This window comes from Desulfobacter sp., assembly GCA_028768545.1.
In the GTDB taxonomy this organism is placed as follows: Bacteria; Desulfobacterota; Desulfobacteria; order Desulfobacterales; family Desulfobacteraceae; genus Desulfobacter.
Genome location: CP054838.1, coordinates 2,336,235 through 2,357,815 on the forward strand (window position 1 = coordinate 2,336,235; position 21,581 = coordinate 2,357,815).

At 46.2% G+C, this 21,581-nt stretch carries 25 protein-coding genes; 15 read left to right on the forward strand and 10 right to left on the reverse strand.

The genetic code is table 11. The annotated features are described in order from the left end of the window. Positions 1 to 164 precede the first annotated feature (164 nt). Both HUN05_11195 and HUN05_11200 read right to left on the reverse strand, forming a co-directional pair. Positions 165 to 605, reverse strand: coding sequence for a flavodoxin domain-containing protein (locus HUN05_11195; protein ID WDP85625.1), 441 nt, complete (start codon positions 603 to 605; stop codon positions 165 to 167). A gap of 421 nt (positions 606 to 1,026) precedes the next feature. Next, positions 1,027 to 1,701: an adenylate kinase gene (locus HUN05_11200; protein WDP85626.1), complete on the reverse strand. Its 675-nt coding sequence runs from the start codon at positions 1,699 to 1,701 to the stop codon at positions 1,027 to 1,029. A gap of 260 nt (positions 1,702 to 1,961) precedes the next feature. On the opposite strand from HUN05_11200, the gene eno reads away from it, so the two are divergent. From eno to HUN05_11275, 15 genes are all read left to right on the forward strand, one after another. Continuing rightward, complete coding sequence (eno, locus tag HUN05_11205) at positions 1,962 to 3,233, forward strand: phosphopyruvate hydratase (GenBank protein ID WDP85627.1); 1,272 nt, start codon at positions 1,962 to 1,964, stop codon at positions 3,231 to 3,233. 148 nt (positions 3,234 to 3,381) lie between these two features. Next, positions 3,382 to 4,095, forward strand: a complete 714-nt coding sequence (locus HUN05_11210; GenBank protein WDP85628.1) for a hypothetical protein — start codon at positions 3,382 to 3,384, stop codon at positions 4,093 to 4,095. Between the two features lie 21 nt (positions 4,096 to 4,116). Further along, complete coding sequence (locus HUN05_11215) at positions 4,117 to 5,754, forward strand: CTP synthase (GenBank protein ID WDP85629.1); 1,638 nt, start codon at positions 4,117 to 4,119, stop codon at positions 5,752 to 5,754. A 9-nt stretch (positions 5,755 to 5,763) separates the two neighbouring features. Then, positions 5,764 to 6,270: a GNAT family N-acetyltransferase gene (locus HUN05_11220; protein WDP85630.1), complete on the forward strand. Its 507-nt coding sequence runs from the start codon at positions 5,764 to 5,766 to the stop codon at positions 6,268 to 6,270. A gap of 185 nt (positions 6,271 to 6,455) precedes the next feature. Beyond that, positions 6,456 to 6,638: a hypothetical protein gene (locus HUN05_11225; protein WDP85631.1), complete on the forward strand. Its 183-nt coding sequence runs from the start codon at positions 6,456 to 6,458 to the stop codon at positions 6,636 to 6,638. Between the two features lie 56 nt (positions 6,639 to 6,694). Then, positions 6,695 to 6,994: a hypothetical protein gene (locus HUN05_11230; protein WDP85632.1), complete on the forward strand. Its 300-nt coding sequence runs from the start codon at positions 6,695 to 6,697 to the stop codon at positions 6,992 to 6,994. A gap of 180 nt (positions 6,995 to 7,174) precedes the next feature. Continuing rightward, positions 7,175 to 7,855, forward strand: a complete 681-nt coding sequence (locus tag HUN05_11235; GenBank protein WDP85633.1) for a hypothetical protein — start codon at positions 7,175 to 7,177, stop codon at positions 7,853 to 7,855. A gap of 319 nt (positions 7,856 to 8,174) precedes the next feature. Further along, positions 8,175 to 9,344, forward strand: a complete 1,170-nt coding sequence (locus HUN05_11240) for an IS4 family transposase (GenBank protein ID WDP88033.1) — start codon at positions 8,175 to 8,177, stop codon at positions 9,342 to 9,344. A gap of 40 nt (positions 9,345 to 9,384) precedes the next feature. Then, on the forward strand, positions 9,385 to 10,161 hold the full coding sequence (locus HUN05_11245) for an SDR family oxidoreductase (protein WDP85634.1): 777 nt from the start codon (positions 9,385 to 9,387) through the stop codon (positions 10,159 to 10,161). Positions 10,162 to 10,309: 148 nt separating this feature from the next. After that, the gene (locus HUN05_11250; protein ID WDP85635.1) at positions 10,310 to 11,014 is read left to right on the forward strand and encodes a class I SAM-dependent methyltransferase; all 705 of its coding nucleotides are present in this window, start codon (positions 10,310 to 10,312) and stop codon (positions 11,012 to 11,014) included. Between the two features lie 133 nt (positions 11,015 to 11,147). Beyond that, the gene (locus HUN05_11255) at positions 11,148 to 11,906 is read left to right on the forward strand and encodes a hypothetical protein (protein WDP85636.1); all 759 of its coding nucleotides are present in this window, start codon (positions 11,148 to 11,150) and stop codon (positions 11,904 to 11,906) included. Then, entirely contained in the window at positions 11,842 to 12,345 is a 504-nt protein-coding gene (locus HUN05_11260; GenBank protein WDP85637.1) for a hypothetical protein, read from the forward strand. The genes HUN05_11255 and HUN05_11260 overlap by 65 nt, the downstream gene beginning before the upstream one ends. Continuing rightward, the gene (locus HUN05_11265; GenBank protein WDP85638.1) at positions 12,342 to 12,635 is read left to right on the forward strand and encodes a hypothetical protein; all 294 of its coding nucleotides are present in this window, start codon (positions 12,342 to 12,344) and stop codon (positions 12,633 to 12,635) included. The genes HUN05_11260 and HUN05_11265 overlap by 4 nt, the downstream gene beginning before the upstream one ends. Before the next feature lie 80 nt (positions 12,636 to 12,715). Then, a complete protein-coding gene (locus tag HUN05_11270; GenBank protein ID WDP85639.1) occupies positions 12,716 to 13,111 on the forward strand; it encodes a VOC family protein in 396 nt (131 codons plus the stop codon). Then, positions 13,108 to 13,524, forward strand: a complete 417-nt coding sequence (locus tag HUN05_11275; GenBank protein ID WDP85640.1) for a VOC family protein — start codon at positions 13,108 to 13,110, stop codon at positions 13,522 to 13,524. Before HUN05_11270 ends, HUN05_11275 begins: the two co-directional genes overlap by 4 nt. A gap of 107 nt (positions 13,525 to 13,631) precedes the next feature. Here the strand turns inward: HUN05_11275 and HUN05_11280 are convergent, their stop codons facing one another. The 8 genes from HUN05_11280 to HUN05_11315 form a co-directional block, all read right to left on the reverse strand. Then, positions 13,632 to 13,874: a hypothetical protein gene (locus HUN05_11280; protein ID WDP85641.1), complete on the reverse strand. Its 243-nt coding sequence runs from the start codon at positions 13,872 to 13,874 to the stop codon at positions 13,632 to 13,634. Between the two features lie 53 nt (positions 13,875 to 13,927). Next, positions 13,928 to 15,181 (reverse strand): trimethylamine methyltransferase family protein, encoded by a 1,254-nt coding sequence (locus HUN05_11285; GenBank protein ID WDP85642.1) that lies wholly within the window; start codon positions 15,179 to 15,181, stop codon positions 13,928 to 13,930. A gap of 45 nt (positions 15,182 to 15,226) precedes the next feature. After that, on the reverse strand, positions 15,227 to 16,789 hold the full coding sequence (locus tag HUN05_11290; protein ID WDP85643.1) for a BCCT family transporter: 1,563 nt from the start codon (positions 16,787 to 16,789) through the stop codon (positions 15,227 to 15,229). Positions 16,790 to 16,840: 51 nt separating this feature from the next. Further along, positions 16,841 to 17,779: an NAD(P)/FAD-dependent oxidoreductase gene (locus tag HUN05_11295; GenBank protein WDP85644.1), complete on the reverse strand. Its 939-nt coding sequence runs from the start codon at positions 17,777 to 17,779 to the stop codon at positions 16,841 to 16,843. A 24-nt stretch (positions 17,780 to 17,803) separates the two neighbouring features. Continuing rightward, positions 17,804 to 18,115: a thioredoxin family protein gene (locus HUN05_11300; protein ID WDP85645.1), complete on the reverse strand. Its 312-nt coding sequence runs from the start codon at positions 18,113 to 18,115 to the stop codon at positions 17,804 to 17,806. Between the two features lie 103 nt (positions 18,116 to 18,218). Beyond that, positions 18,219 to 19,781 carry a sulfatase gene (locus HUN05_11305; protein ID WDP85646.1) on the reverse strand — a complete coding sequence of 521 codons (1,563 nt, stop codon included), beginning with the start codon at positions 19,779 to 19,781 and terminating at the stop codon, positions 18,219 to 18,221. Between the two features lie 352 nt (positions 19,782 to 20,133). Continuing rightward, positions 20,134 to 20,757 (reverse strand): sigma-54-dependent Fis family transcriptional regulator, encoded by a 624-nt coding sequence (locus HUN05_11310; protein ID WDP85647.1) that lies wholly within the window; start codon positions 20,755 to 20,757, stop codon positions 20,134 to 20,136. Positions 20,758 to 20,877: 120 nt separating this feature from the next. After that, complete coding sequence (locus tag HUN05_11315) at positions 20,878 to 21,501, reverse strand: sigma 54-interacting transcriptional regulator (GenBank protein WDP85648.1); 624 nt, start codon at positions 21,499 to 21,501, stop codon at positions 20,878 to 20,880. Between the last annotated feature and the right edge of the window lie 80 nt (positions 21,502 to 21,581).

Here is a 21,581-nt window from a genome sequence, read left to right on the forward strand (position 1 = left end):
TCTGCAACGACGCAGATGAGGTAAAATCGGTTCGTTCAAAGGGTGACAATTTGCATCCTTGAATTTGGTTTGATAAGTAATCATAACTTGCTGTATTTAATAAAATAAATACATATCTTTCTCAAATTGTCAGTTTATGACCTTCAGGTTATAAAATATTCGGGCTAAAGGTTTTCAACCAATGCTTTGGCATATTGCTGACAGGCTTTTGCACCCTCATCGGTTTTCATCATATCTTCTGTAAGGTTCAGGGGGCCAAGCTCGGTAACATCCATTTTAAAAACATGCTGCATGGTTTCATAAATCATGGGCGCTGATTCACCACTATGGGTATGGGAGCCAAAGGCCCCGCCAATTTTGCCTGTCAGGTTGGCCCTTTCAGCCACAAAAAGAAATTGTTTCATCCCCCCGGTCATGTCTTTATGGTAGGTGGGGCAGCCAAAGAGGCAAGCGTCGTATCCTGAAACCTCTTTTTCACTCTTCAATTGGGATATTTTTGAGGCCGTAACCTCGCCTCCTCCCATTCGAATACCCTCTGCCAGATAGTCTGCCATTGTTTGGGTGGTGCCGGTTCTGCTGGTGTACGCAATCAAAACTTTTTTCATCTTACACTCCTGGTTTTGTGGTTAAATGCAAAAAAAAATCCATGACTTAGAAGATAATGGGCCTTTTCATAATTCAGGCCGCAATTTGAATCAAACCTCTTATCTTTCAAACTTTAGTACTCAAGTTTTGTGCCAGGCTTCATATACCGCCTGTTTCAATGGAAGTGTCCCTTTGGAATGATTCAATAAATGTGTGTGATACATTTATTGAGACAATGTTGTATCAAGAAAAAGGGGAGGATTTGCGAGTGCCGTCCAAAGAGGTGCGAGCCCGAAAACTTAAGGCTTTGCAAAAAAGAGGGGAGCAAGGCTACGTCCGGGGCAGGGATCGGGAAAAAATGCCCGGCAAGCACAAAGGGTTGCCGGGCATTTGTATAACTCAAGTATTTAGGCGCCGGATAAGAGTTCCCGGGCGCTTATCCTACAATTTGCTGATCAGTTCAGCTGTTACATCGGGCAGTGCTGCTTCACCCTTGAGGGTGATGTATTTGATTGAATCATCTTTTGCAGCCAGATCTCTGTAAAAATAGGCAGAGGCCAGGGTGCCGGTATCTGAATCGTAGTAGATGGAATGACGTTTGTCGATGGCGGTTTCATCCTGGTCATCATCACGGGCGCTCAGGGCACCGCCGCATACCCGGCATTTGTCTCCGTCAGGTTTGATGGCGTCAATGAAGATGTTATTGGGATGGTTATTGTCTTTTTCACAGAGTCTGCGTCCCATGATTCTGTTTTTGGCAATTTCGCGGTCTAGGAGCAGTTCAATGACATAGTCCAGTTTCATGCCTTCTTCTTCAAGGGATGCATAGAGTTTTTCAGCCTGGACTTTGTTTCTGGGAAATCCGTCCAAAAGCCAGCCGCCTTTGCAGTCGTCTTTTTTAAGACGGTCAATCATCATGGGAATGGTGATTTCATCAGGTACCAGGTCCCCTTTGTCAATAAAGGCTTTGGCTTTTTTGCCCAGGTCTGTGCCGCCTTTGATATTGTCGCGGAAGATGCCGCCGGATTCAATATGGGCAATATTATACTTGTCTTTTAAAATTTTTCCCTGGGTTCCTTTACCGCTGCCGTTGGGGCCGAAAAAAAGAATGTTCATCGTATCTCCTTATTGGGTTTATATTCATCTAAATTCAGAACAACTTTTTTACATATAAGACTGACTTTTTTTTGTCAAGTTTAAGAGGAAAACCAAGGGGGATTTACCCCCTGTGTTCGCTTGGAAAAAGGACAAATTATTTTAGGATTAGTTCTTGAATGTGGGGTCGGGAATTGCTATTAATGTGTGAATTTGAAACCTCATAAAATTCATACTATATAATGATCTAAAGAATACCGACTATAAGGTAAGGGGGAAACATGACAGAACTGATTGATATCAGGGCAAGGGAAATAATTGATTCCAGGGGAAATCCCACAGTGGAAGTGGATGTCACCCTAGCCTGCGGTGCAAAGGGCAGGGCAGCGGTCCCTTCAGGTGCATCCACAGGAACCCGTGAGGCTTTGGAGCTCAGAGACAATACCGGGAACCGGTATATGGGCAAAGGGGTGTTAAATGCCGTGGCCAATGTCAACGAGGTGATTGCCCCGGAACTGATCGGGTATGATGCCCTTGACCAGGCAGGGCTTGACCGTACCATGATTGATATTGACGGCACGGAAAACAAATCCAGGATGGGGGCCAATGCCATTCTCGGGGTTTCCATGGCCGCAGCAAGGGCTGGCGCCGATGCCTGCGATATCCCTTTGTACAGACATCTTGGCGGCATCAATGCAAGGGTGCTGCCCATTCCCATGATGAACATCATCAACGGCGGGGCCCATGCCGCCAACAATCTGGATATCCAGGAGTTTATGATTCTTCCCCATGGGGCCCAGGGCATACTTGAAGCCATCCGCATGGGGGCTGAAACCTTTCATAACCTTAAAAAAATTCTCAAGTCCCAGGGTCTGAGCACGGCTGTGGGGGATGAGGGCGGGTTTGCCCCGAATCTCAAGTCCAATGAAGAGGCCATTGAGTATATTATCAATGCCATTGAAGCGGCAGGCTACCGGCCGGGCAAGGATATCGGCATTGCTCTGGATGCGGCGGCCTCTGAGTTTTTTAAAGATGGAAAATATGTATTTCAGTCCGAAGGGCGTGACCTGTCTGCCCAGGACATGATTGATTATTATGAATCCCTTGTGGATAAATACCCCCTTTATTCCATTGAAGACGGTCTTGCCGAAGGGGATTGGGATAACTGGGAACTTATGACCCAGCGTCTGGGCAACCGGATTCAGATTGTGGGGGATGATATTTTTGTCACCAATCCTGATATATTTAAAAAAGGCATTGCCAGGGGCGTGGGCAATTCCATCTTAATCAAGCTTAACCAGATCGGAACCGTGACCGAAACTTTGGATACCATCCAGATGGCCAAGGAGTCTGGATATACCATAGTGGTCTCCCACAGGTCCGGTGAAACCGAAGATACTTTTATTGCCGATCTTGCTGTGGGTGTGAATTCGGGCCAGATTAAAACAGGATCCATGTCCAGAAGCGACCGGGTCTCCAAGTATAACCAACTCATCCGGATTGAAGAACAGCTGGGCGATTGTGCCGTGTTCCCGGAAGATGTGTTTATTTAACCCAAAAGGTTTCATGCGAAAACATTATTATATTTCTTTTTTGGTGGTCATTGTTTTTCTCATGGCCGGTACCAGGGGTGAGGCTTTTGTCCCGCAAACGCCTCACCTTTTGCATTTGATGGTGAAAAAAATCAAACGGCCGGCTGCCATGACAGTTGTTCAGACCCGGCATATTGCAACGGCCCAAAGAAAAGATACTGAAACCACCCCCCAGGCGTCATCTTCTCTGGGAGAAACCCTGGCCTATTTGTTTCCGGATCATTTAAGATCTGATACAGATTCAGGCAAGCGGTTTTATGTCCAATCGCCTGACGGATTTGTCTCTGTTCTGGACGGGGTGGTGACCGATGTGGAAAAGTCAATTTTGACTTATTATACAGATCCTTTGATCTACAGAGATTCTGAGATCCTTTTAAGGCAGCTTGGCCTCGCCGGAATCCATGTCGAAGATGTTTCCATTGAACGTTTTGACGGGCAGATCTGTTATTTTATCGGACAGAGGGACTCCGCCCAGGATTCAGGTCCCGGGTTGTGGATCGAAAAGGATCATTTTTTCCCAGTGCGGTATCTTGTAAAAAAGAATAACAGAGTTATTGACGCAAGATACGGCAATTGGCAGCGGGTGTCCAAGACCTGGTATCCCATGGAAACCCGTATTTTCGTTGACCAGCAATTGTTTGTGACCATTTCAGTCGCCCGGTGCGAGCTTAAATCCGGATTTTTAAAATCGCTTTTTAATGTGGATCAGATTCTAAGCAAATACCCGAAAAAAACAGAGGCTGTCCAGAGTGATACCGGCCATAGGGACAGGATAGAAGATTTGGATAAAGAAATTGAAGATTTTAGTAAACTATATGATTAATTCAAGAGAAGTGGGGGATTGATGGCTGAAAATACCAAATACATTTTTGTGACCGGCGGGGTATTATCATCTTTGGGCAAGGGGCTTGCATCTGCAGCCATAGGGATGCTTTTGGAGAGCCGCGGCCTTTCCGTGACCATCCAGAAACTGGACCCCTACATCAATGTGGATCCCGGAACCATGAACCCGTTTCAGCACGGTGAAGTCTTTGTTACGGATGACGGAGCGGAAACCGATCTTGATTTGGGTCATTATGAACGGTTTACCAATGCCAGGCTGGGAAAGAACAACAATTTTACCACCGGCAAAATTTATGATCAGGTCATTACCAAGGAACGCCGCGGGGAATATCTCGGCGGTACGGTTCAGGTGATTCCCCATATTACCGACGAGATCAAACAGGCCATTACCCTGGTGTCCAATGCCACGGATGTGGTGATTGTGGAAATCGGCGGCACCATCGGGGACATTGAATCCCTTCCCTTTCTTGAGGCCATTCGCCAGTTCAGGGCGGATGCCGGCCCTTCCAACGTGATTTATATCCATTTGACTCTGGTGCCCTATATCAAAACGGCTTGTGAGGTCAAAACAAAACCCACCCAGCACAGTGTTAAAGAACTTCGAAGCATCGGGATCCAGCCGGATCTTCTCTTGTGCCGGACTGAAAGTTATCTCTCCCAGGACATAAAGGACAAGATTGCCCTGTTTTGCAATGTCGGGGCTGATGCCGTGTTCACGGCCAAGGATGTGGACTGCATCTATGATGTGCCCCTGGTCTATAACAAAGAAGGCTTAGGGGACATGATCTTAAAGAAGCTCAATATCTGGGCCAGGGCCCCGAGACTTGATGAATGGCGGGAAATGGTGGAACGGCTGCGGCATCCCAGAGCCAATGTGAACATTGCCATTGTGGGTAAATATGTGGATCTTACAGAAAGCTATAAGAGCCTTAACGAGGCCCTGACCCACGGTGGTATTTCCAATGATACCAAGGTGAACTTCCAGTTTGTGGATTCCACCACTTTGAACAATGAAAATGTTCAAGAGATTTTGTCCCAGAGCGATGGCGTGCTTGTGCCCGGCGGGTTTGGGTCAAGAGGGATAGAAGGCAAGATCCTGGCAGCCCAGTATGCCAGGGAAAACAAGGTGCCTTTTTTCGGGATCTGTTTGGGCATGCAGATGGCCGTGATCGAGGTGGCAAGAAATCTTGCCGACATGGAAGATGCCAATAGTGAGGAGTTTGATCCCTATACCCCGTTCCCGGTGATCTATCTCATGAAAGAGTGGGTTGACGAGCAGACAGGGCAAGTGGAACAAAGGGACGAAAGTTCGGACAAGGGCGGCACCATGCGGCTGGGAGCCTATCCCTGCCGGCTGGTGGAAGAGACCTTTGCCATGAATGCCTATAAAACCCAAGATATTTCAGAACGCCACAGACATCGGTTTGAGTTTAACAATGAGTATAAGGAGCGTCTGGTCAAAGCCGGCCTGGTTATCTCCGGAGCCTCTCCGGACCATGATCTTGTGGAAATTGTCGAACTTGCGGATCATCCCTGGTATGTGGGATGTCAGTTCCATCCGGAATTTAAATCCAAACCCATGACACCCCATCCCCTGTTCCGGGAATTTATCCGGGCATCCTTAAAAAACAGGAAATAGGGCGTTTTTATGGGGGTGTTGTCTTGTCCTGACAAAATCCGGGTTGAACGGGTCCGGTTTGAGGGCAGAATAAAAGAGCATATCAAGGGGATCCGCCATGCGGTGTTTACCTGTGAACAGCAGGTGGATCCTGCCCTGGATCTGGACGGTCAGGATTTAACGGCGGTTCATGCTCTGGTCATGGCAGACCCAACCCCTGTGGCCACAGGACGTATGCTTGATGATGGTCATATCGGGCGGGTGGCGGTACTCAAACCGTATCGGGGAATCGGGGCCGGTCAGATGATTGTCAACGCGCTTGTGGGCCAAGCCCTGGAAAACAAAATGCCCAGGGTTTTTCTGGGCGCACAGATCCATGCGGTTTCCTTTTACGAGCGATTGGGGTTTGCCGAATATGGTTATCCCTATGAAGAGGCTGGGATATCCCATATCCACATGGAAAAGATTCTTTTGACCAATAAAGGGACAAATTGTGGAAACCCCTGTTATAATTTCCAGTCCGGGCATCCGGCTTGAAGGCCGGCTGAGACTTAACCCGGCAACTTCAAAAGGCGTGGTGATCACCCATCCCCATCCCTTGTACGGCGGCAACATGGATAGGGGCGCATTCCCATTTTCCCGGTTTTAAAAAGGCCTGTCTTTTAGAGCAAAAAGAATGATATCCTCTGTTACGCTGAAATGAACATAAATGGATTGTGCTAATGAAGAAAGCTGAAGATTGTAATACTGTTGATGAAGTCCTTGCATGCCTCAAAGAACTGGAAGAAGATCCAAATCGCTTGGTTCGTAACGCTAACGAATTAGAACAGATGGAGCAGGAAATCCTTGAGTATACAAATCGGATAAGCGCCTTTTTTTTAAAAAAAAGATCCAGGCCTCAGTAGATTCCTCTGAACAGGTCGACCAAGAAAAAGAATTGATGTCCAATTGGCCGGGACGGATGAAAAGCGAAGGGCTTGAGACCGTTTGGATTCAGCTTTGTACAGATAGTTCGGTTGATATTCATGTTCGATACTATCGAAGGTCCTGTGACCGCCGAAAAGGAAAAAGATATAAAGGTGCATACGCTGGCTTAATCCTTCTTGGAATCCATGATCGCTGCTCGCCTGCTTTGGCTTCTATGGTGAGTTCTTGGTCAGCCTTATTAAGTTCTTTTGAAGAAGTCCGTCAAGTGCTTTGTGACCGTGGGATGACGTTGGGTATAAAGGTCATCCGTAAACTGACCTATCGGTACGCATAGCGGGCTCGAGCCGAACAACAAGCGGGCCGAATCCCATTAAATGATAGAGATTTACTTGAAGGGCGGCGAGTCGTTATCAGCACTGATGGTGGCCGCACTCGGCTCAGAGAGAAGAAAAGGGGACCAAAAACCCAAAAGGATAGAACCCGATTTCGTGGGGCATGGCGAGAACCCAAGCTTTTGATCATTTATGTAGTGGACGCCCATGGAAAACAAGAAAAAAGCTTTTCACCATTTATTGATGGCTGTTTCAATGGACCGGATGGTGTATTCCACTTGTTAAAGGGTTATTTGAACTCCCTTCATATTCAGAACTCAGACAAAATACTGTTTGTTGCAGATGGGGCACATTGGATTTGGAATCGAATCCCCGGACTGCTAAAAGCATTGGGTTTGGCTCCTGAGCGTGTGTATGAACTTCTCGATTTCTACCATGCAGTTGAGCATCTGGGTACAGTAGCAGGCTTAAGGAAGACCTGGTCATCCAAGGAACGCAAACGCTGGGTATCGAAGCAGCGAGGTCTTCTGCTGAAGGGAAAGGCGATTGAGGTGGTACAGGCCGTCCAGAAGCTTTGTAGAGGCAGAAACAGTAAGGCTATCAAGACGGAACGGGATTATTTTGTGCGCAATGAACTGAGGCTTAATTTCTCAACTGTAAAAGCGTTGAACTTACCTATTGGCAGCGGTGCTATTGAAAGTTCGATTCGGAGAGTCGTGAATTTACGTCTTAAAGGTCCATGCATCTTTTGGTATCGGGAGAATGCAGAAAAAATGATTATGCTGCGATCATTTTATAAAGCAGGGCGTTGGAACTGCCTGAAGCAGATGGCAAACATGCACAATCCAGTGCCAGCGGTATAACCGGGAAAATGGGAATGCGCCCACCTATAAATAGCCTTGTAAATAAAGGGCACCGCTAATGATCAGAATTTTTAGATTAAGTTCAAAGCCCAGCTTAAAGGCCAGAACCTGGCAGGGGGATATGTTTATGATTCCAGGCAAAAAAAAGGTTTCACAACCTTTAAAGGCTTGAACCGTTAAGGAAAAATTTTCAGTAGTGTCCGGTTAGGTTGTTGCATATAAAAAGCATCTAAAATCATTGAAAAAACAGTCTGTTTTGTGTTGACAAATGTGCGTAAAAATTTTTGTGCGCCTTGAAAATTTAACTCAAGGAGCTCAAATGACGCACATCTCAGTCCCTAAAAAACAACTACGGTCCCTGAACTTTGACAATTTCAGGTGCCCTCTGATAAAGTCACTTTCAAAAGCACCGGAATTACAATCTCGAGGAGACCGCCCTTTAAAAATGACATTCGAAGACCAGATAAATGCTTTGGTTTATTTCCATCTTCAGGAGCACAAGTCTGCCCGACATTTAATTCAGGATCTCAAGGAGAATGTTTTTGCTAAAGAAAATATTGCGCCAGACGGTGGTATCAGCCGTAGTAGTTTCTGTGAAGCCATCAATCACAGGGGACTCGAACAACTGCAATTTATCTTTGAGGATCTTTATAAACAGGCTCTTGAGTGTCATCCGGGTGAACACGCCGAGTTAGGAGAGTTGGTTTCCATTGACGGTAGTCTCATAAATGCAGTCCTTTCAATGCACTGGGCGAACTACAGAAAAGGAAGTAAAAAAGCCAAAGTACATTGCGGATTTGACATTAATCACGGAATCCCAAACAAAATCTTTTTGACTGAAGGCAACGGCGCTGAACGCACTTTTGTTCCCAAAATACTTTCCAAGGGGCAAACAGGTGTTATGGATCGTGGATATCAATCCCATAAAGAATTTGACCTGCTTCAGGAGCAAGGCAAACATTTTGTCTGCCGTATAAAAACCAGGACAACAAGAACAATTATTGATAACCACGAGACCCCTTCCGACAGCTACATTTTTTATGATGCACTGGTTAAACTTGGTACTCCGAATCAAAACCAGACGAAAAGGCCTGTTCGGGTTGTTGGCTATAAAATTGCTGGCGTCAAATACTATGTGGCAACTGACAGGCATGATTTAACAGCGGAACAAATAGCAACAATTTATAAACTCCGGTGGACCATTGAGGATTTTTTCAAATGGTGGAAAGAACATCTGAAGGTATATCATCTCATTGCCCGCAGTGAATACGGCCTTATGGTTCAGATTCTTGGCGGCCTTATCACTTACCTGTTACTGGCAATCCATTGCCAAAAACAGTTTAATGAAAAGGTCACGATCAAAAGAGTTCGGCAGCTGCGAACCGCCATTCTAAATGACCTGTTTGGCTGCGAGGAGCAGGGCTCTCATAGTTCAAACAGGGACAATATTGTCAAAGATCAAAAAATTATTGAGCAAGCAAAAACCTAACCGGACATCACTGAAAAATTTTATAAAATAAGGAAACCTTATGAACAAAACCGCACTCATTACGGGGGCCTCTACAGGTATTGGATATGAGCTGAGTAAAATTTTTTCAAAGAACGGATATAACCTTGTCCTGGTTGCAAGGTCCCAAGATCGACTGGAAAAACTTGCATCTAAGATAGGTCGGCAAAACAAGGTACAGGTGGACATTATTGTTAAAGATTTATCCCAAGCCGATGCGGCCAAAGAAGTTTATGATCAAATTCAAAAGGGCAATATAAAAATTGATGTGCTTGTGAACAATGCCGGCATCGGCATTGGCGGCAAATTTTCAGAGACCCCTTTAGAGCAGGAGTTGAATCTTATTGCACTCAACATTACCTCTTTGGCCTATTTATGCAAACGGTTTGCCGGGGATATGGTGAAAAACGGCCAGGGGAAAATTTTAAATGTTGCCTCCACCGAAGCATTTCAGCCAGGACCCTATATGAGTAATTATTATGCGTCTAAAGCCTATGTGATCATGCTGTCCGAAGGCCTGAACCTGGAGCTGAAAAAAGATGGGATAACGGTGACGGCATTATGCCCCGGCCCCACAAAAACAAATTTTTTCAACCGGGCAGATATCAAAGGGTCTTATCTGGCAAACAGTCCGCATATGATGAGCCCTAAAACAGTGGCTGAACTAGGATTTGCAGGATTAATGAAGGGTAAGACCATTGTCATTCCGGGACTTATAAATAAACTGCTTGCCTTTTCAGTGCGATTGACCCCCCGCTGTCTTATTTCATATATTACAGGATATCTAAATAAACGATAATTTGCAGGTGTTTTCCCTTGCTTGGAGCATAAAGGACGATTTTTTAGGTTTCGGAGATAAAAAAGATAAGATAGATAAAAAGTCAGAAAAAAAATTTTAACCTGTAAAATCCACACGGGCAGGCCGTGATTTTGAAATGAGGGTGAAAATGAAGGCGTCTGAGGATTCCCCGCTTGAACCATTTGGTCAAGCCCTTCTTGCCTACTGGCAAGGTAATACATCTGCAGAACTTATACATGAGTTCAAAACCGGCCAAAAGAAGTCGTTGCCGGTTTCTGTGTTTTTCCGTTCCCATGGACAATTTTTACCAACGGATAATGCTTTTGAGAACTGCCGGGGTCAAATTTTGGTTGTTGGCGCAGGAACAGGGGTTCACGTTCTTGAACTTGAAAAGCGAGGCTATGAGGTGACGGCCATCGATATCTGTCCTCAAGCTGTATATATCATGAAAGAACTTGGAATCAAGAGGGCCAGACAGCTGGACTTTTTTCAATTTAAGGGTGAACGCTTTGATACCATTTTTATGCTGGGGCATAACATTGGCATGTGCAAAACCCTAAAGGGGATCAAAGGATTACTCCACAGGTGTGAAAGAATTCTTCGTCCCAACGGCCAATTGCTGGTCAATTCTGTCAAAGAGCCTGGATCCGCAAATTGTTCAAGCCCAAAAGGGTATCCAGGAGAATTGGAGTTTCGCCTTTCCCATGAAGGGAAGGCCGGTCCCTGGATGCGCTGGCTCCACTTAGATTTTGAAACATTGACTGCCCATGCTTTAAAATGTGGCTGGTCCACAGAAAAGCTTGTCAGCACAGAAGAGGGAGGCTTTTTAGCAAGGATGAAACCTGGTGTTTAATTTATGCCTTATAAAAAAATTAGGAGTAGAGGCTTGGGCAGAGAAGAAAGCCAAAGCTTTCAAAGAAACTTACTTCAATGTAAATTGGAGTTTATAGAGCATAAATTTACCTTTGAATACTGGAGAAATACACGTGAATAAAAAATATTTTCTGCCTATTTTTGCTCTATTCCAAATTTTATTGATGACGGTTTATGCCCAAGAGGTGTCAAAACCCGGTCTGCAGGAATTGAAAGAACAGGCAGATGCGGTTCTGAATCAATCTAATGTTTCTGCACGAAGGGATATTGATCTTGTCTTTAAATTCGCAGACAGACTTCTTGAACTTAAAGAATACGATGCTGCAAAAAAATATTTAAACAAGGGCCTTGAGCATAATCCCTGGGATTTAGATCATCAGATGGTTTACGCCAGCCTGTTAAAAGAAAAAGGAATGAAAACAGCGTGCACAGAAAAAGCAAACCTTGTCTTAACCTATGCTGAAAGAGACGCTTTAATAGACAAGGCCAGGCAGATTTTAGATCTTCCCCCGTCCTCTGATTTTCAGGCGATCCAACATATTGGAGGCACAAATCACTGCATTGTTTTAGTTCCACTTCAAAATTGTGATAATTGGCTGATATTAAAGCTGCAGGCAGATATTTCACAAATCCTTGACATTCCAGTTTACATTCAAACGATAAACGCGGAGTATCCCGCACCAAGCCGTGATTTACGCGGACAAATTTTAAATCGGATAAGAAGAAAAATTATCAAAGAAGAAAATAAAGATCCTCAAATTACCTTTGCCATGAATCAGCTTAACTTAAATATGGCCGATTTAAACCATGATGAAAATTATAGTTCACTTGATGGTCCCTCTGCTTCAAGCAAATGGGAGACCTGCTGTTGAACAATTTAAATCAACACTCAAAGATGCCGTGGGCAAAAAACCTCAATGGAATGCAGGAGAACTGCATTCTGTTTTGTATAAATCAGTTGTGTTTTATAAACGAAAGAATGTTGCATATCTTGGGATAACCTCTGAGGATATATACGCAAAAGATTATAATTTTCTGTTTGGGTGGGCCAACACCCGGGGGGGTGTTATGTCTTATCATCGCTTTCGTGCAAAATTTAACGATGAGCCGCCCAACCAGAGTCGTCTGTTAAAAAGAGCAAAAATGCAAGCACTCTCTTCAATCGGACATATTTTTGGCATTAAGCGTTGTACCAACCCTATATGTGCCAGGGCATATCCTCATAATCTGTCAGAGCACGACGCCAAAGAAGGGGCTTTGTGCACCCAGTGCGCTGAAGGGTTTATAAGAAAATTTAAACAAATACATTGAAAAAGGCAGGACAAAGGGGGGAACGGTTTTGCTTGCCTTGTGTCTGCCTGTACAAACATCTTATAAAAATTGTTCTGGCAAAATCAAAACGATCTGAAATTCAACCCAATAAAGTGATTCATGGGTATGGGGTTGACGGATATTTTATTGGTAAAAATATTTATAAAGAGTGTGTGTCAAATGATGTGAAAATAATAAAGCATCTGCAAATGACTGATAGTGGAAAATTTGAATTTGTGTTTGAAAATATTGATCGAAGAAGGATTTGTATTGGAATTAAAGCCGGTTAAAATCCATCCTGGCTGGGTACCTGCTAAAGTCCCTTAACAGCATGATCCGTGTGACAGCATTTGTGAGTGGAAGGAAAAAAATGAAAGAGTATTTCAAAGGACACGGGGTATTCAGTTTTAACGAGCTGATAACAACTGATTTGATTTTGGCAAAGAAATTTTACGGTGAGTTGTTTGGCTGGTCCTTTACCCAAACAAAGACAATATACGGCAATCCCTATTTGGCAGTGCACAGAAAAGGAATCATGATCGGGGGGATGATGCTCAAAGATGGGAATGTTCCCCATGAGGTTGTGCCCTGCTGGGATCCATATATCACGGTTGACGATGTTGACGCATCCGTCAAAAGGGTAGAGGCGTTAGGAGGGAAAGTTATCCTTTCTCCCACAAATATCCCAAACGTCGGACGTTTTTGTGTGATAAGGGATCCCCAGGGAATCAGCCTGAATCTCATAACCTATGGAGAGAATAAATGAAGCCAAGAATCAGCATGATCACTCTGGGAGTTCGCAATCTTGCGGCAGCGGTTGAGTTTTACGAGAAGGGACTTTGCTTTCCCCGAATGGCGTCTCCTCCGGAAGTTGCTTTTTTTACATTGAATGGGACCTGGCTGGGATTATACGGGCGAACTGCATTGGCGGAAGATGCTGCCGTCTCTCCCCAAGGTGAGGGGTTTGAATCTTTTACACTGGCCCATAATCTAAGCTCGGCACAAGAGGTTGATGAGGTCATATCCCAAGCGATAGAAGCCGGAGCAACCCTGGTCAAGAAGCCGCAGAAGGCCTTTTGGGGCGGTTATCACGGGTATTTTAAGGACCTTGATGGCCATCTTTGGGAGGTGGCCCGCAACCCGTTATTCTGGGTTGGTCCTGAAGATGAAAAAGCATAAGGATCAACTAAAACCTGGAAAGGCTCACTTTTTTATCCAATCTCCCTTTTTTGTGTCACAGAAATCAGGTGCTTTGTTCAGCGCCTGATTTCTGTGAGGATTTCCGGTCAGCTTGTTCGATCTGGGTCCTGTTCTGCGGCTGAACCAATGCCGGCTGTCTTGAATAAAAGGATTGACTGATCAAGTCGGATCAATTGTGAATGGCTGATAATCCGGCTGTCAAGTTCCAGTACGGGCACCTTTTCCATTACCCCTTGCCGGGCAAGGGCCAGGTTGTCCGAAATCATGGACACCCTGGCCTTGACACTCGTTTTTTTTAGGGCTTTTTTTACGATGGTTTCAGCTGTCATCAGCCGCCCTGGATCCAGATTCAGAATGCGGATATGGTGAATTTTTGACATGGCTAATTATTGAAGGAATGACCGATATTCTGCAGGGTGTGATCCAGCACCCTGAAATCCCTTCGTTCCAATCCTTCAAAAAGTGCTTCCATTCCCTGTTCATCATAGACTGCCGGTTCCGGAAGTTCTACCGGAACCGGGTGGGTTGTTATTTCCCGGTAGAGACGGATCTGCTTTTCCATGTTCTCAAGACAAAAATCATTGAGCTGGGAAGAGAATCCAAACATGTGCCTCATGATAAAATAGTCGTATTGGTTGACCAGGCTGTAAATTTGAGAACTCCTTTTAACAGCGGCATCGTCAAGCTGGTCCATTGGGTGACTGCATGAACTCTGGCAGCAGGGAATCCCAAGGGACAGATTCAGTTCAGTCAGCAGAATATTGATCATGGTATTGGAAAAACTGCCGAACATCATGGGCATATCTTTTTTGCTCATGTCCGCAATGGTGGGCATGGCCGAATTCAAAGATTTTATACCCGGATGGATCAATTGTCCCAGAACCATGCCGAACAGGGCTTCTGACTGGGCCAGGGAGGCCAGGCCGGTCATGCTGTAAGGCCCTGTCAGTCCGCCGATGGGCATGGAGTTCATGATAAAGGGCAGACCCCGGGTCACGGTTTTTAAAAACGGGTCCACCATTTCATCGCTCACCGTCATATAGGTTGAGATAATACTCAATGCTGCGCCTACCTTATGGCCTTTGTCATGATAGTGTTTTAACCGGTCATAGGCCGCCTCTGATAATACCGTGGGCATGATCAGCTTACCGTTGGCCATCTCTATCATCTGGTCAATGGCCGCACATTCCATCTGTGCGCGTTTTTCCATATCCTTTTTTTTGATACGATTACAAATATTAAATGAGCTTTGGAGGCTGGTTAAAAGATCTGTTTTGCCAAAGAGCTCGGCCAGGCGGGCCATATCTTCAAGCCCGGGGGATCTGGGGCCGTCATCATCATCAAGATAGGCTGCCATGCCGCCGGTGCCAAAGCCCCTGGGCCAAAAGTCCATGTCCTGCCGGATCTGCTCCAGGCAGGAGTTGATCACCTCTTGGGTGATATAGATCCTGCCGACCTCTTCACTATAATTTAATTTGCCGGCCTGCTGGGCCGGTATTGCCTCCAGAAGCTTATTTGCGGTTTCAGGGGAAACTGCAAACCCGTAGGATTCAACTAGCATCACCGCATCCGCCTGGATCCGCTCGTAGAGTTCCGGATTGCCGAATCGTTTTTTATCTGTCTTATCTGCCGTCATGGGGCACCTTCTTGTATATTTTTTTAATTTTGTTTTTGAACCGGGTTATTGGGTGTCTTCTTGGGCACGGCGCAGCATTTTAATCAGGGAGGCCGCCATCATAAAGGTGAGAATGGCCAGGGGGGCACCGGCAATGATAGAGGCCTTCTGAAGGGCCTGCAACCCGCCCGAAGCCAGGAGTATCAAGGCCAGTGATCCGATAAAAATACCCCAGATTAGTTTCATGGGGACACTGGGTTCTGTTTTTCCGCCGGACATCTGCATGGCCACAAAAAACGAGGCGGAATCTGCAGAGGTGATCAGAAAAATAACCAGGTTTAAAAAGACGATGCCGGCCACTAGGTTGCCCCAGGGATAGGTGGCCAAAAGGACATAGATGCCCGATCCTATATCCGACTTGAGTGCGGCCGCTATGTCTGCTGCCCCTGAAATCTGGGCATGCTGGGCTGCGCCGCCCACAATGGAGAACCAGACAATGGCCACAAGGGTGGGAACCAGGCAGACCCCTATGATAAACTCCTCGATCGTTCTTCCCTTGGAGATCCTGGCCACAAAACCGCCGCAGAACGGTCCCCAGGAGATCCACCAGATCCAGTAGAAAATGGTCCACCATTCCAGCCATTGTCCCTTGGTGTTCGTGGCATCGGTCCAGAACGTCACAAAGACAAAATTTTTAATATAGCTGCCTGCGGTCTGAACCATGAGGCTCAGCAGTTCGGTGGTCGGTCCGGAAAAGAGAATAAAAACACCCCAGCAAAAGGCAATAATCACATTGATGGTGGATAAATTTTTAATTCCCTTTTCAATGCCTGAAACAGCCGACAGGATATACAGGCCGATGAGAATTGCCATGAAAATCATCTGCCCGCTTGTGCCCAGCGCCTGACCCGTGATGTGTTCTATACCTGCGTTGGTGCTGATAATGCCCAGACCAAGGGCTGTGCTCACCCCGGCGATGGTGGCAAAGGCTGCCAGGATTTCAATCACTTTGCCCAGGACGGAGGATGAAATTTTGTCACCGAACAGCCCGTAAAGAGAGATGGATACATTCATGGGTTTGCCCAGGCGGTAGGCCGGGAATGCAATGGCAAGACCCACCAGGGCAAAAATTCCCCAGGCATGAATTCCCCAGTGCATGATGCCGATCTGAATGGCGATGGGGCGGGCTGCAGGTGTTGCCGATTCTGCAAGGTAGGGCGTATTCATATAATGCATGATGGGTTCACCCACTGCCCAGAAGGCATATCCCACACCAACACCGCAGGAAAAGAGCATGGCCACCCAGGCAAAATAACTGAATTCAGGCGTGTCTGTCTCTTTGCCCAGCTTGAGGTTGCCATATTTACTAAAGGCGATCACCACAATGACAATCAGATAAATAGCAACCGAGAGAATGAAAAACCAGCTGAACCGTGAGGTAATCCATGATTGTGCGGCCGATAAGAGGCTGTCAAAATTCTTGGGGGATATAAATCCGTAAATAACCGCAATCAGGGTAATTGCTCCGGTTATAAAAAAAATGGCAGGGTCATAGTTTCCCAGAAAACGGTTAAATTTTTTGCCGGGAACGGACAAGGACGTTGCTGAATCTGTGCTCGAATTGGGCATGATAGACTTCCTTTTTTTTATTGACTATTGTACAGCGACAAAGACCGGGGCTCAAGCCGCAGGGTCATGCCGGTGCTTTTTACGGATATATTCGGCTGCGCTCAAGGCTGCGATGGTTCCATCACTCATGGCCGTGGTGATCTGGCAGTATTTTTTCTGCACAAGATCTCCTGCCGCAAAAACCCCGGGGATATTGGTAGACAGATCATCTCCGGCATCGATATATCCGTATTTATTCAAAGAGATTGTTTCCTTGAACAATGCTGTCTGGGTGTCGTGTCCCATATAGACAAAGATGCCGTCCGCTTTAAGCCGGCGTTCTTCATCTTTTTTTGCATTGTAAAGGAGAACACTGACCAGTTTGTTGTTCTCAATCTCCAGCTCTTTAACCCTTGTGTCGGTAAATATATCCACCTGTCCCTGGTGGCCTAACAGGTTTGTTTGTGCCTGCTGTGATGCAAACAGCCGGTCCATTTGTTCAATCACGGTGATGTGTCTGACGCCCAGGGAGAGCAGGTAGACAGATTCTTCTATACCGCTGTTGCCTCCCCCTACCACCAAAAAATTTTTTCCCTTGTATCCGGACCCATCGCAAATGGCACAATAATGGACTTGTTCACATTCGGTATTTATGGGCAGGGGTCTGGGGGTTCGGCCGGTGGCAAGGATCACGACATCCGCGGTAAAGATGCCTTCATCGGTTTCCACGGTTTTTATATCCCCTTCAAGGGAGAGCCGGTCCACCTCGATCACCTCTCGGATATCAACCCCCATGGCATCCACCTGATCCCTGACTTTTTCCATCAGCTCCTGCCCGGCGATTCGGGGCTGTGATGGAAAGTTTTCAACAAGATATGTGGTGTTTACCAAACCGCCGCAGATACTTTTTTCCAGAATAAGGGTTTTTAAGTTGGCCTGTGAGGCATAGATTCCGGCTGTCATTGCAGCAATCCCGCCGCCCAGAACGATTATATCGTAGTTTTGATCCATTGTTTTCTCCCTGAGAAAATTGTATCAGGCCACCAGCTTTTCAAGCTGGCGATAGGTAATATCCCCGCTTTTTTCAGCAATTTTTTCACCGTCCCTGAAAATAAACAATGACGGAATTCGCCCCACATCAAGCGTATCCACCGTTTTTGGGCAGTTTTCCCGGTTGAGTTGAAAATAGCGAATCTCTTTTTTCTGGGCGGCGGGCATGCCTGAAAACTTGGTCAAAATTTTTTTCATGGCATTGCAATAGGGGCAGCGGTCTTTATAAAAAAGAACGATATTCAGGCCTGCGGAAATACTGGCGTCAAATTCCTTGTCTGTAATGTCGGTTATCATCTGAAATTTCTCCTTTGAGTTGTTTTAAACCGGACCGGTTTCTGTGGGCTGAAACCGATCCTTTTTTTTACCGCCATTGGTTTATTTCATACCAACGCTCGTTTTATTCCGGGTAGATGGATTCTGCCTTGAGCTCGAGCATGAATTCCCGCAGCTTGTCAAACATCTCCCTGGCTTTTTCAGGATGCTTTTCAGCAATATTCTCCAGCTGGAAGGGATCCTTTGACCGGTCAAACAGGCTGTCTTTTTCCGGGACTTCTGTCAGGGAACCGGGAACACAGGTCCATTGATTTTCCTGCTGGGCCTTAATCCTGTCAAACATGGTCTGGGTATCCCCCACACCTTCAGAGACTTCGCCCTCCTGGATGTCAAACACTTCAAACATGGTTTTACCGCTGGCTTCTGAATTTTCCAGGGCCACGGTATTCAGCCAGTGGATATAGGACCACTCTTTGGTGATGATGGACCAGGACTGGCCGAAAAAACCAGTGATCAGAAAATCTCTGATATCCTCCACCTCACCCTTTAACAGGGGCCACAGACTCTTACCCTGCATATCAGGCCAGGATTCCTGGGGGATATTCATCCATTCCATCATGGTGGGGGTGATATCTATGTTTTGAACCAGGGCGGATTTTCGGGTTCCTGCCTCAAGTCCTTCTGCTTTTACGATCATGGGGACATGAACCAGTTCTTCATAGGGCCAGGGGCGGCATTTTCTGACAATGCCGTGTCCATGCTTGCCATTGCCCAGGGGCTCTCCATGATCGGCCATGAGAACCACCATGGTATCCCGTTCCAGGCCCAGATCCCTGATTCTGTCCAAAACCTTGCCCAGCCATTTGTCCACGTTGGTTACTTTTTCTGCGTACAGGGCGCGGATATGTTCCATTTCACGATCTGTGTATACATTGTCTGCATAGGTGGATACCGGATTCCAGATTTCCTGGCCGTCGTAATCTGGGTCATAGGGGCATTTTAAATCATCGTCATAGATGGAGGGGGCATCCCAGGGTTCATGGGGGTCAAAACTGTCGATCCAGAGGAAAAAGGGTTTGTTCCGGTCTGCCTCTTCCAGAAACCGGATGGACTGTTTGGCAATCTGGGCCACATTCTGGTCTGCATCGGTTTTCCAATACTGCCGCTGGGCCAGGTATCCCTTCATCTCATCCTTTGAAAACTCAGACCACATCTCCTCCACCTCATTACCGTCTTCATCTTTACGATAGGCAGGTTTATGGTAGTCCTCCATTTTCAAATGATAGAGGGGATCTTCAGCATAATAATGGTTGTCATCATCATGGCCCCTCAGATTATAGACATAATCAAACCCGCGCTGGTATCCGTACTTTGGCAGGTGCATCACCGCTGTGTCTGTTATCAAGGCAGAATAGGTGCTGTGCCGCCACAGGATATCGGCAATGGTGGTATCATCCAGTTCCAGAGGAGACCAGCCCCGGTAGGGAAGGGTGTAACGCCCGGTGAACAATGCCCGTCTCACAGGGATGGTGGGAAGTCCTTCTGAGTAGACATTGTCCAGAACAACGCCTTCCCTTGCCAGGCGGTCAAAATTCGGGGTTTTAATTTTCCCGCCGTAACAGCCCATGTAATGCCACTGAAGACTGTCACACATGATCATGACCACATTTTTATTACGTTTCTGCATTGGTTTTTCTCCTTATTTGTTATCCGGCCGTAAACCGTTATGGAACAAAATGATTTCATCCTGCTGCCAAGTCTGGCTACATTTTTTCCAGGCTCTGATTCAAACCCTCTGACAAGAGAATAACAATAAGTGTGCCAAGGCTCAGTGGGGCTCTTTTTTTTGAACCTAACCACCTGAAATAATAGGTTTGTCTGAAATGTTTTGGCGGGTTTGGGGCTGCGGGAAGGGAATATCATGATTACGACAAAAATGTCGCATAAACAGAGTTGTTTGAACGGAATGTATTGATATTAATCGAGAAAATCAAAAAGCGACAAAAAGGTCGCTTTTTGTGACACTATGGACCGATTATCTATTTTATCCCATGTTTTTTTAACTTGCGCTGCAAGGTTCTCATGGTAAGACCTAAAAGGGAGGCTGTGTCCCCTTTTTTCCACCGGCATTGTTCCAATGCGGATTGGATGAGTTTTTGTTCAAAACTATCCATGGAATCGGAGAGGCACATGCCCTGGCTCAGGGTCTCCTCTTTTGCCAGCTCAGCCGTGGAAATCGGAATGATATCTTCGATGTGCAGGTGGCCTAAGGTGATATAGCGTTCAACCACATTTTTCAATTCCCTGATATTCCCGGGCCAGGAATACATCTCCATCCTGAGCCTGAGGGCGTGGGGGAATTGTTTAATGGATGATAGCCGGCTGTCACTGGTTTGAAGAAAATGGTCAATTAAAAGGGGAATATCATCTTTGCGCTCTCTTAAGGGCGGCATTTTCAATGGAATGACATTGATCCTGTAAAAAAAATCCTCTCTCATATTTCCCTTGCGGACCAGTTCTTTTAGATCCCGGTTGGTTGCGCAGATCAGGCGAAAATCTGATTTTTGAAGGGATTTGCCGCCAATGGGGGTATATCCGATGCCGTCCAGCCCCCTGAGCAGTTTCATCTGGAAATTCAAGGATATTTCACCCACCTCATCCAAAAAAAGGGTGCCCTGTCTGGCCCGTTCCAGGTATCCGGGCTTGTCTGCAGTGGCACCTGAAAACGATCCCTCGCTATGACCGAAAAATTCTCTTTCCAGAAGATTTTCAGGGATTGCTCCTCAATTAACAGGTACAAAGGGGTGTTTGTTCCTCGGGCTTAGGGAGTGAATTGCATGGGCTGCCAGCTCTTTTCCCGTGCCGGACTCTCCTGTGATGATCACTGAAGCGTCGTTTTGGGCCAAGGTTAAAATCAGATCATAAACCGCCTGCATTGCATCACTTTTTCCAATCATCTGTTCCAGGCGGTACCGCTGGCCCATGGATGATTTTAACCGGATGTTTTCGCGCTCTAATTCCAGTTCAATTGTTTTTTGATCGGTAATATCGGTCAAAAGGCCCTCAATAAACTGAAACCGGCCGTCGGAGGAAAAAATAGCTATCCCTTCTTCTTTCACCCATTTGTTATACCCGTCAGCCGTTCTGACCCGATAGATGAGCCGGTATCGGGGAGAGTGAACAGACAATTTGCCCAGCACTTTTTTGTTCCGGCGCAGATCGTCTTTGTGAACCATCTTCCGGAAGGCCTTGTTTTCGATCAGATCCCCCGGTTCGTAGCCCAAAATGGATATGGCTCCCCTGCTGGCATATTGAATGGTCAGGTCCTTATCGTTCAGGCAGCGAAAGGCCATACCCGGAAGATTATCAATCAAGGTGTCAAGATCAATATTTAGTTTGCGATCCATTAATCAAAAGCTTATCTCTTTCACCCGGTTGTGTCAACGATAGAAATGATCTGGCAAAAAAACCGAAAATCAGACCATGG

Excerpts from the sequence above, each read along its gene's own strand:
- HUN05_11195 (WDP85625.1), bottom strand. The coding sequence starts at position 605 with ATGAAAAAAGTTTTGATTGCGTACACCAGCAGAACCGGCACCACCCAA.
- HUN05_11200 (WDP85626.1), bottom strand. The coding sequence starts at position 1,701 with ATGAACATTCTTTTTTTCGGCCCCAACGGCAGCGGTAAAGGAACCCAG.
- eno (WDP85627.1), top strand. The coding sequence starts at position 1,962 with ATGACAGAACTGATTGATATCAGGGCAAGGGAAATAATTGATTCCAGG.
- HUN05_11210 (WDP85628.1), top strand. The coding sequence starts at position 3,382 with ATGACAGTTGTTCAGACCCGGCATATTGCAACGGCCCAAAGAAAAGAT.
- HUN05_11215 (WDP85629.1), top strand. The coding sequence starts at position 4,117 with ATGGCTGAAAATACCAAATACATTTTTGTGACCGGCGGGGTATTATCA.
- HUN05_11220 (WDP85630.1), top strand. The coding sequence starts at position 5,764 with ATGGGGGTGTTGTCTTGTCCTGACAAAATCCGGGTTGAACGGGTCCGG.
- HUN05_11225 (WDP85631.1), top strand. The coding sequence starts at position 6,456 with ATGAAGAAAGCTGAAGATTGTAATACTGTTGATGAAGTCCTTGCATGC.
- HUN05_11230 (WDP85632.1), top strand. The coding sequence starts at position 6,695 with ATGAAAAGCGAAGGGCTTGAGACCGTTTGGATTCAGCTTTGTACAGAT.
- HUN05_11240 (WDP88033.1), top strand. The coding sequence starts at position 8,175 with ATGACGCACATCTCAGTCCCTAAAAAACAACTACGGTCCCTGAACTTT.
- HUN05_11245 (WDP85634.1), top strand. The coding sequence starts at position 9,385 with ATGAACAAAACCGCACTCATTACGGGGGCCTCTACAGGTATTGGATAT.
- HUN05_11250 (WDP85635.1), top strand. The coding sequence starts at position 10,310 with ATGAAGGCGTCTGAGGATTCCCCGCTTGAACCATTTGGTCAAGCCCTT.
- HUN05_11260 (WDP85637.1), top strand. The coding sequence starts at position 11,842 with ATGATGAAAATTATAGTTCACTTGATGGTCCCTCTGCTTCAAGCAAAT.
- HUN05_11270 (WDP85639.1), top strand. The coding sequence starts at position 12,716 with ATGAAAGAGTATTTCAAAGGACACGGGGTATTCAGTTTTAACGAGCTG.
- HUN05_11275 (WDP85640.1), top strand. The coding sequence starts at position 13,108 with ATGAAGCCAAGAATCAGCATGATCACTCTGGGAGTTCGCAATCTTGCG.
- HUN05_11280 (WDP85641.1), bottom strand. The coding sequence starts at position 13,874 with ATGACAGCTGAAACCATCGTAAAAAAAGCCCTAAAAAAAACGAGTGTC.
- HUN05_11285 (WDP85642.1), bottom strand. The coding sequence starts at position 15,181 with ATGACGGCAGATAAGACAGATAAAAAACGATTCGGCAATCCGGAACTC.
- HUN05_11290 (WDP85643.1), bottom strand. The coding sequence starts at position 16,789 with ATGCCCAATTCGAGCACAGATTCAGCAACGTCCTTGTCCGTTCCCGGC.
- HUN05_11295 (WDP85644.1), bottom strand. The coding sequence starts at position 17,779 with ATGGATCAAAACTACGATATAATCGTTCTGGGCGGCGGGATTGCTGCA.
- HUN05_11300 (WDP85645.1), bottom strand. The coding sequence starts at position 18,115 with ATGATAACCGACATTACAGACAAGGAATTTGACGCCAGTATTTCCGCA.
- HUN05_11305 (WDP85646.1), bottom strand. The coding sequence starts at position 19,781 with ATGCAGAAACGTAATAAAAATGTGGTCATGATCATGTGTGACAGTCTT.
- HUN05_11315 (WDP85648.1), bottom strand. The coding sequence starts at position 21,501 with ATGGATCGCAAACTAAATATTGATCTTGACACCTTGATTGATAATCTT.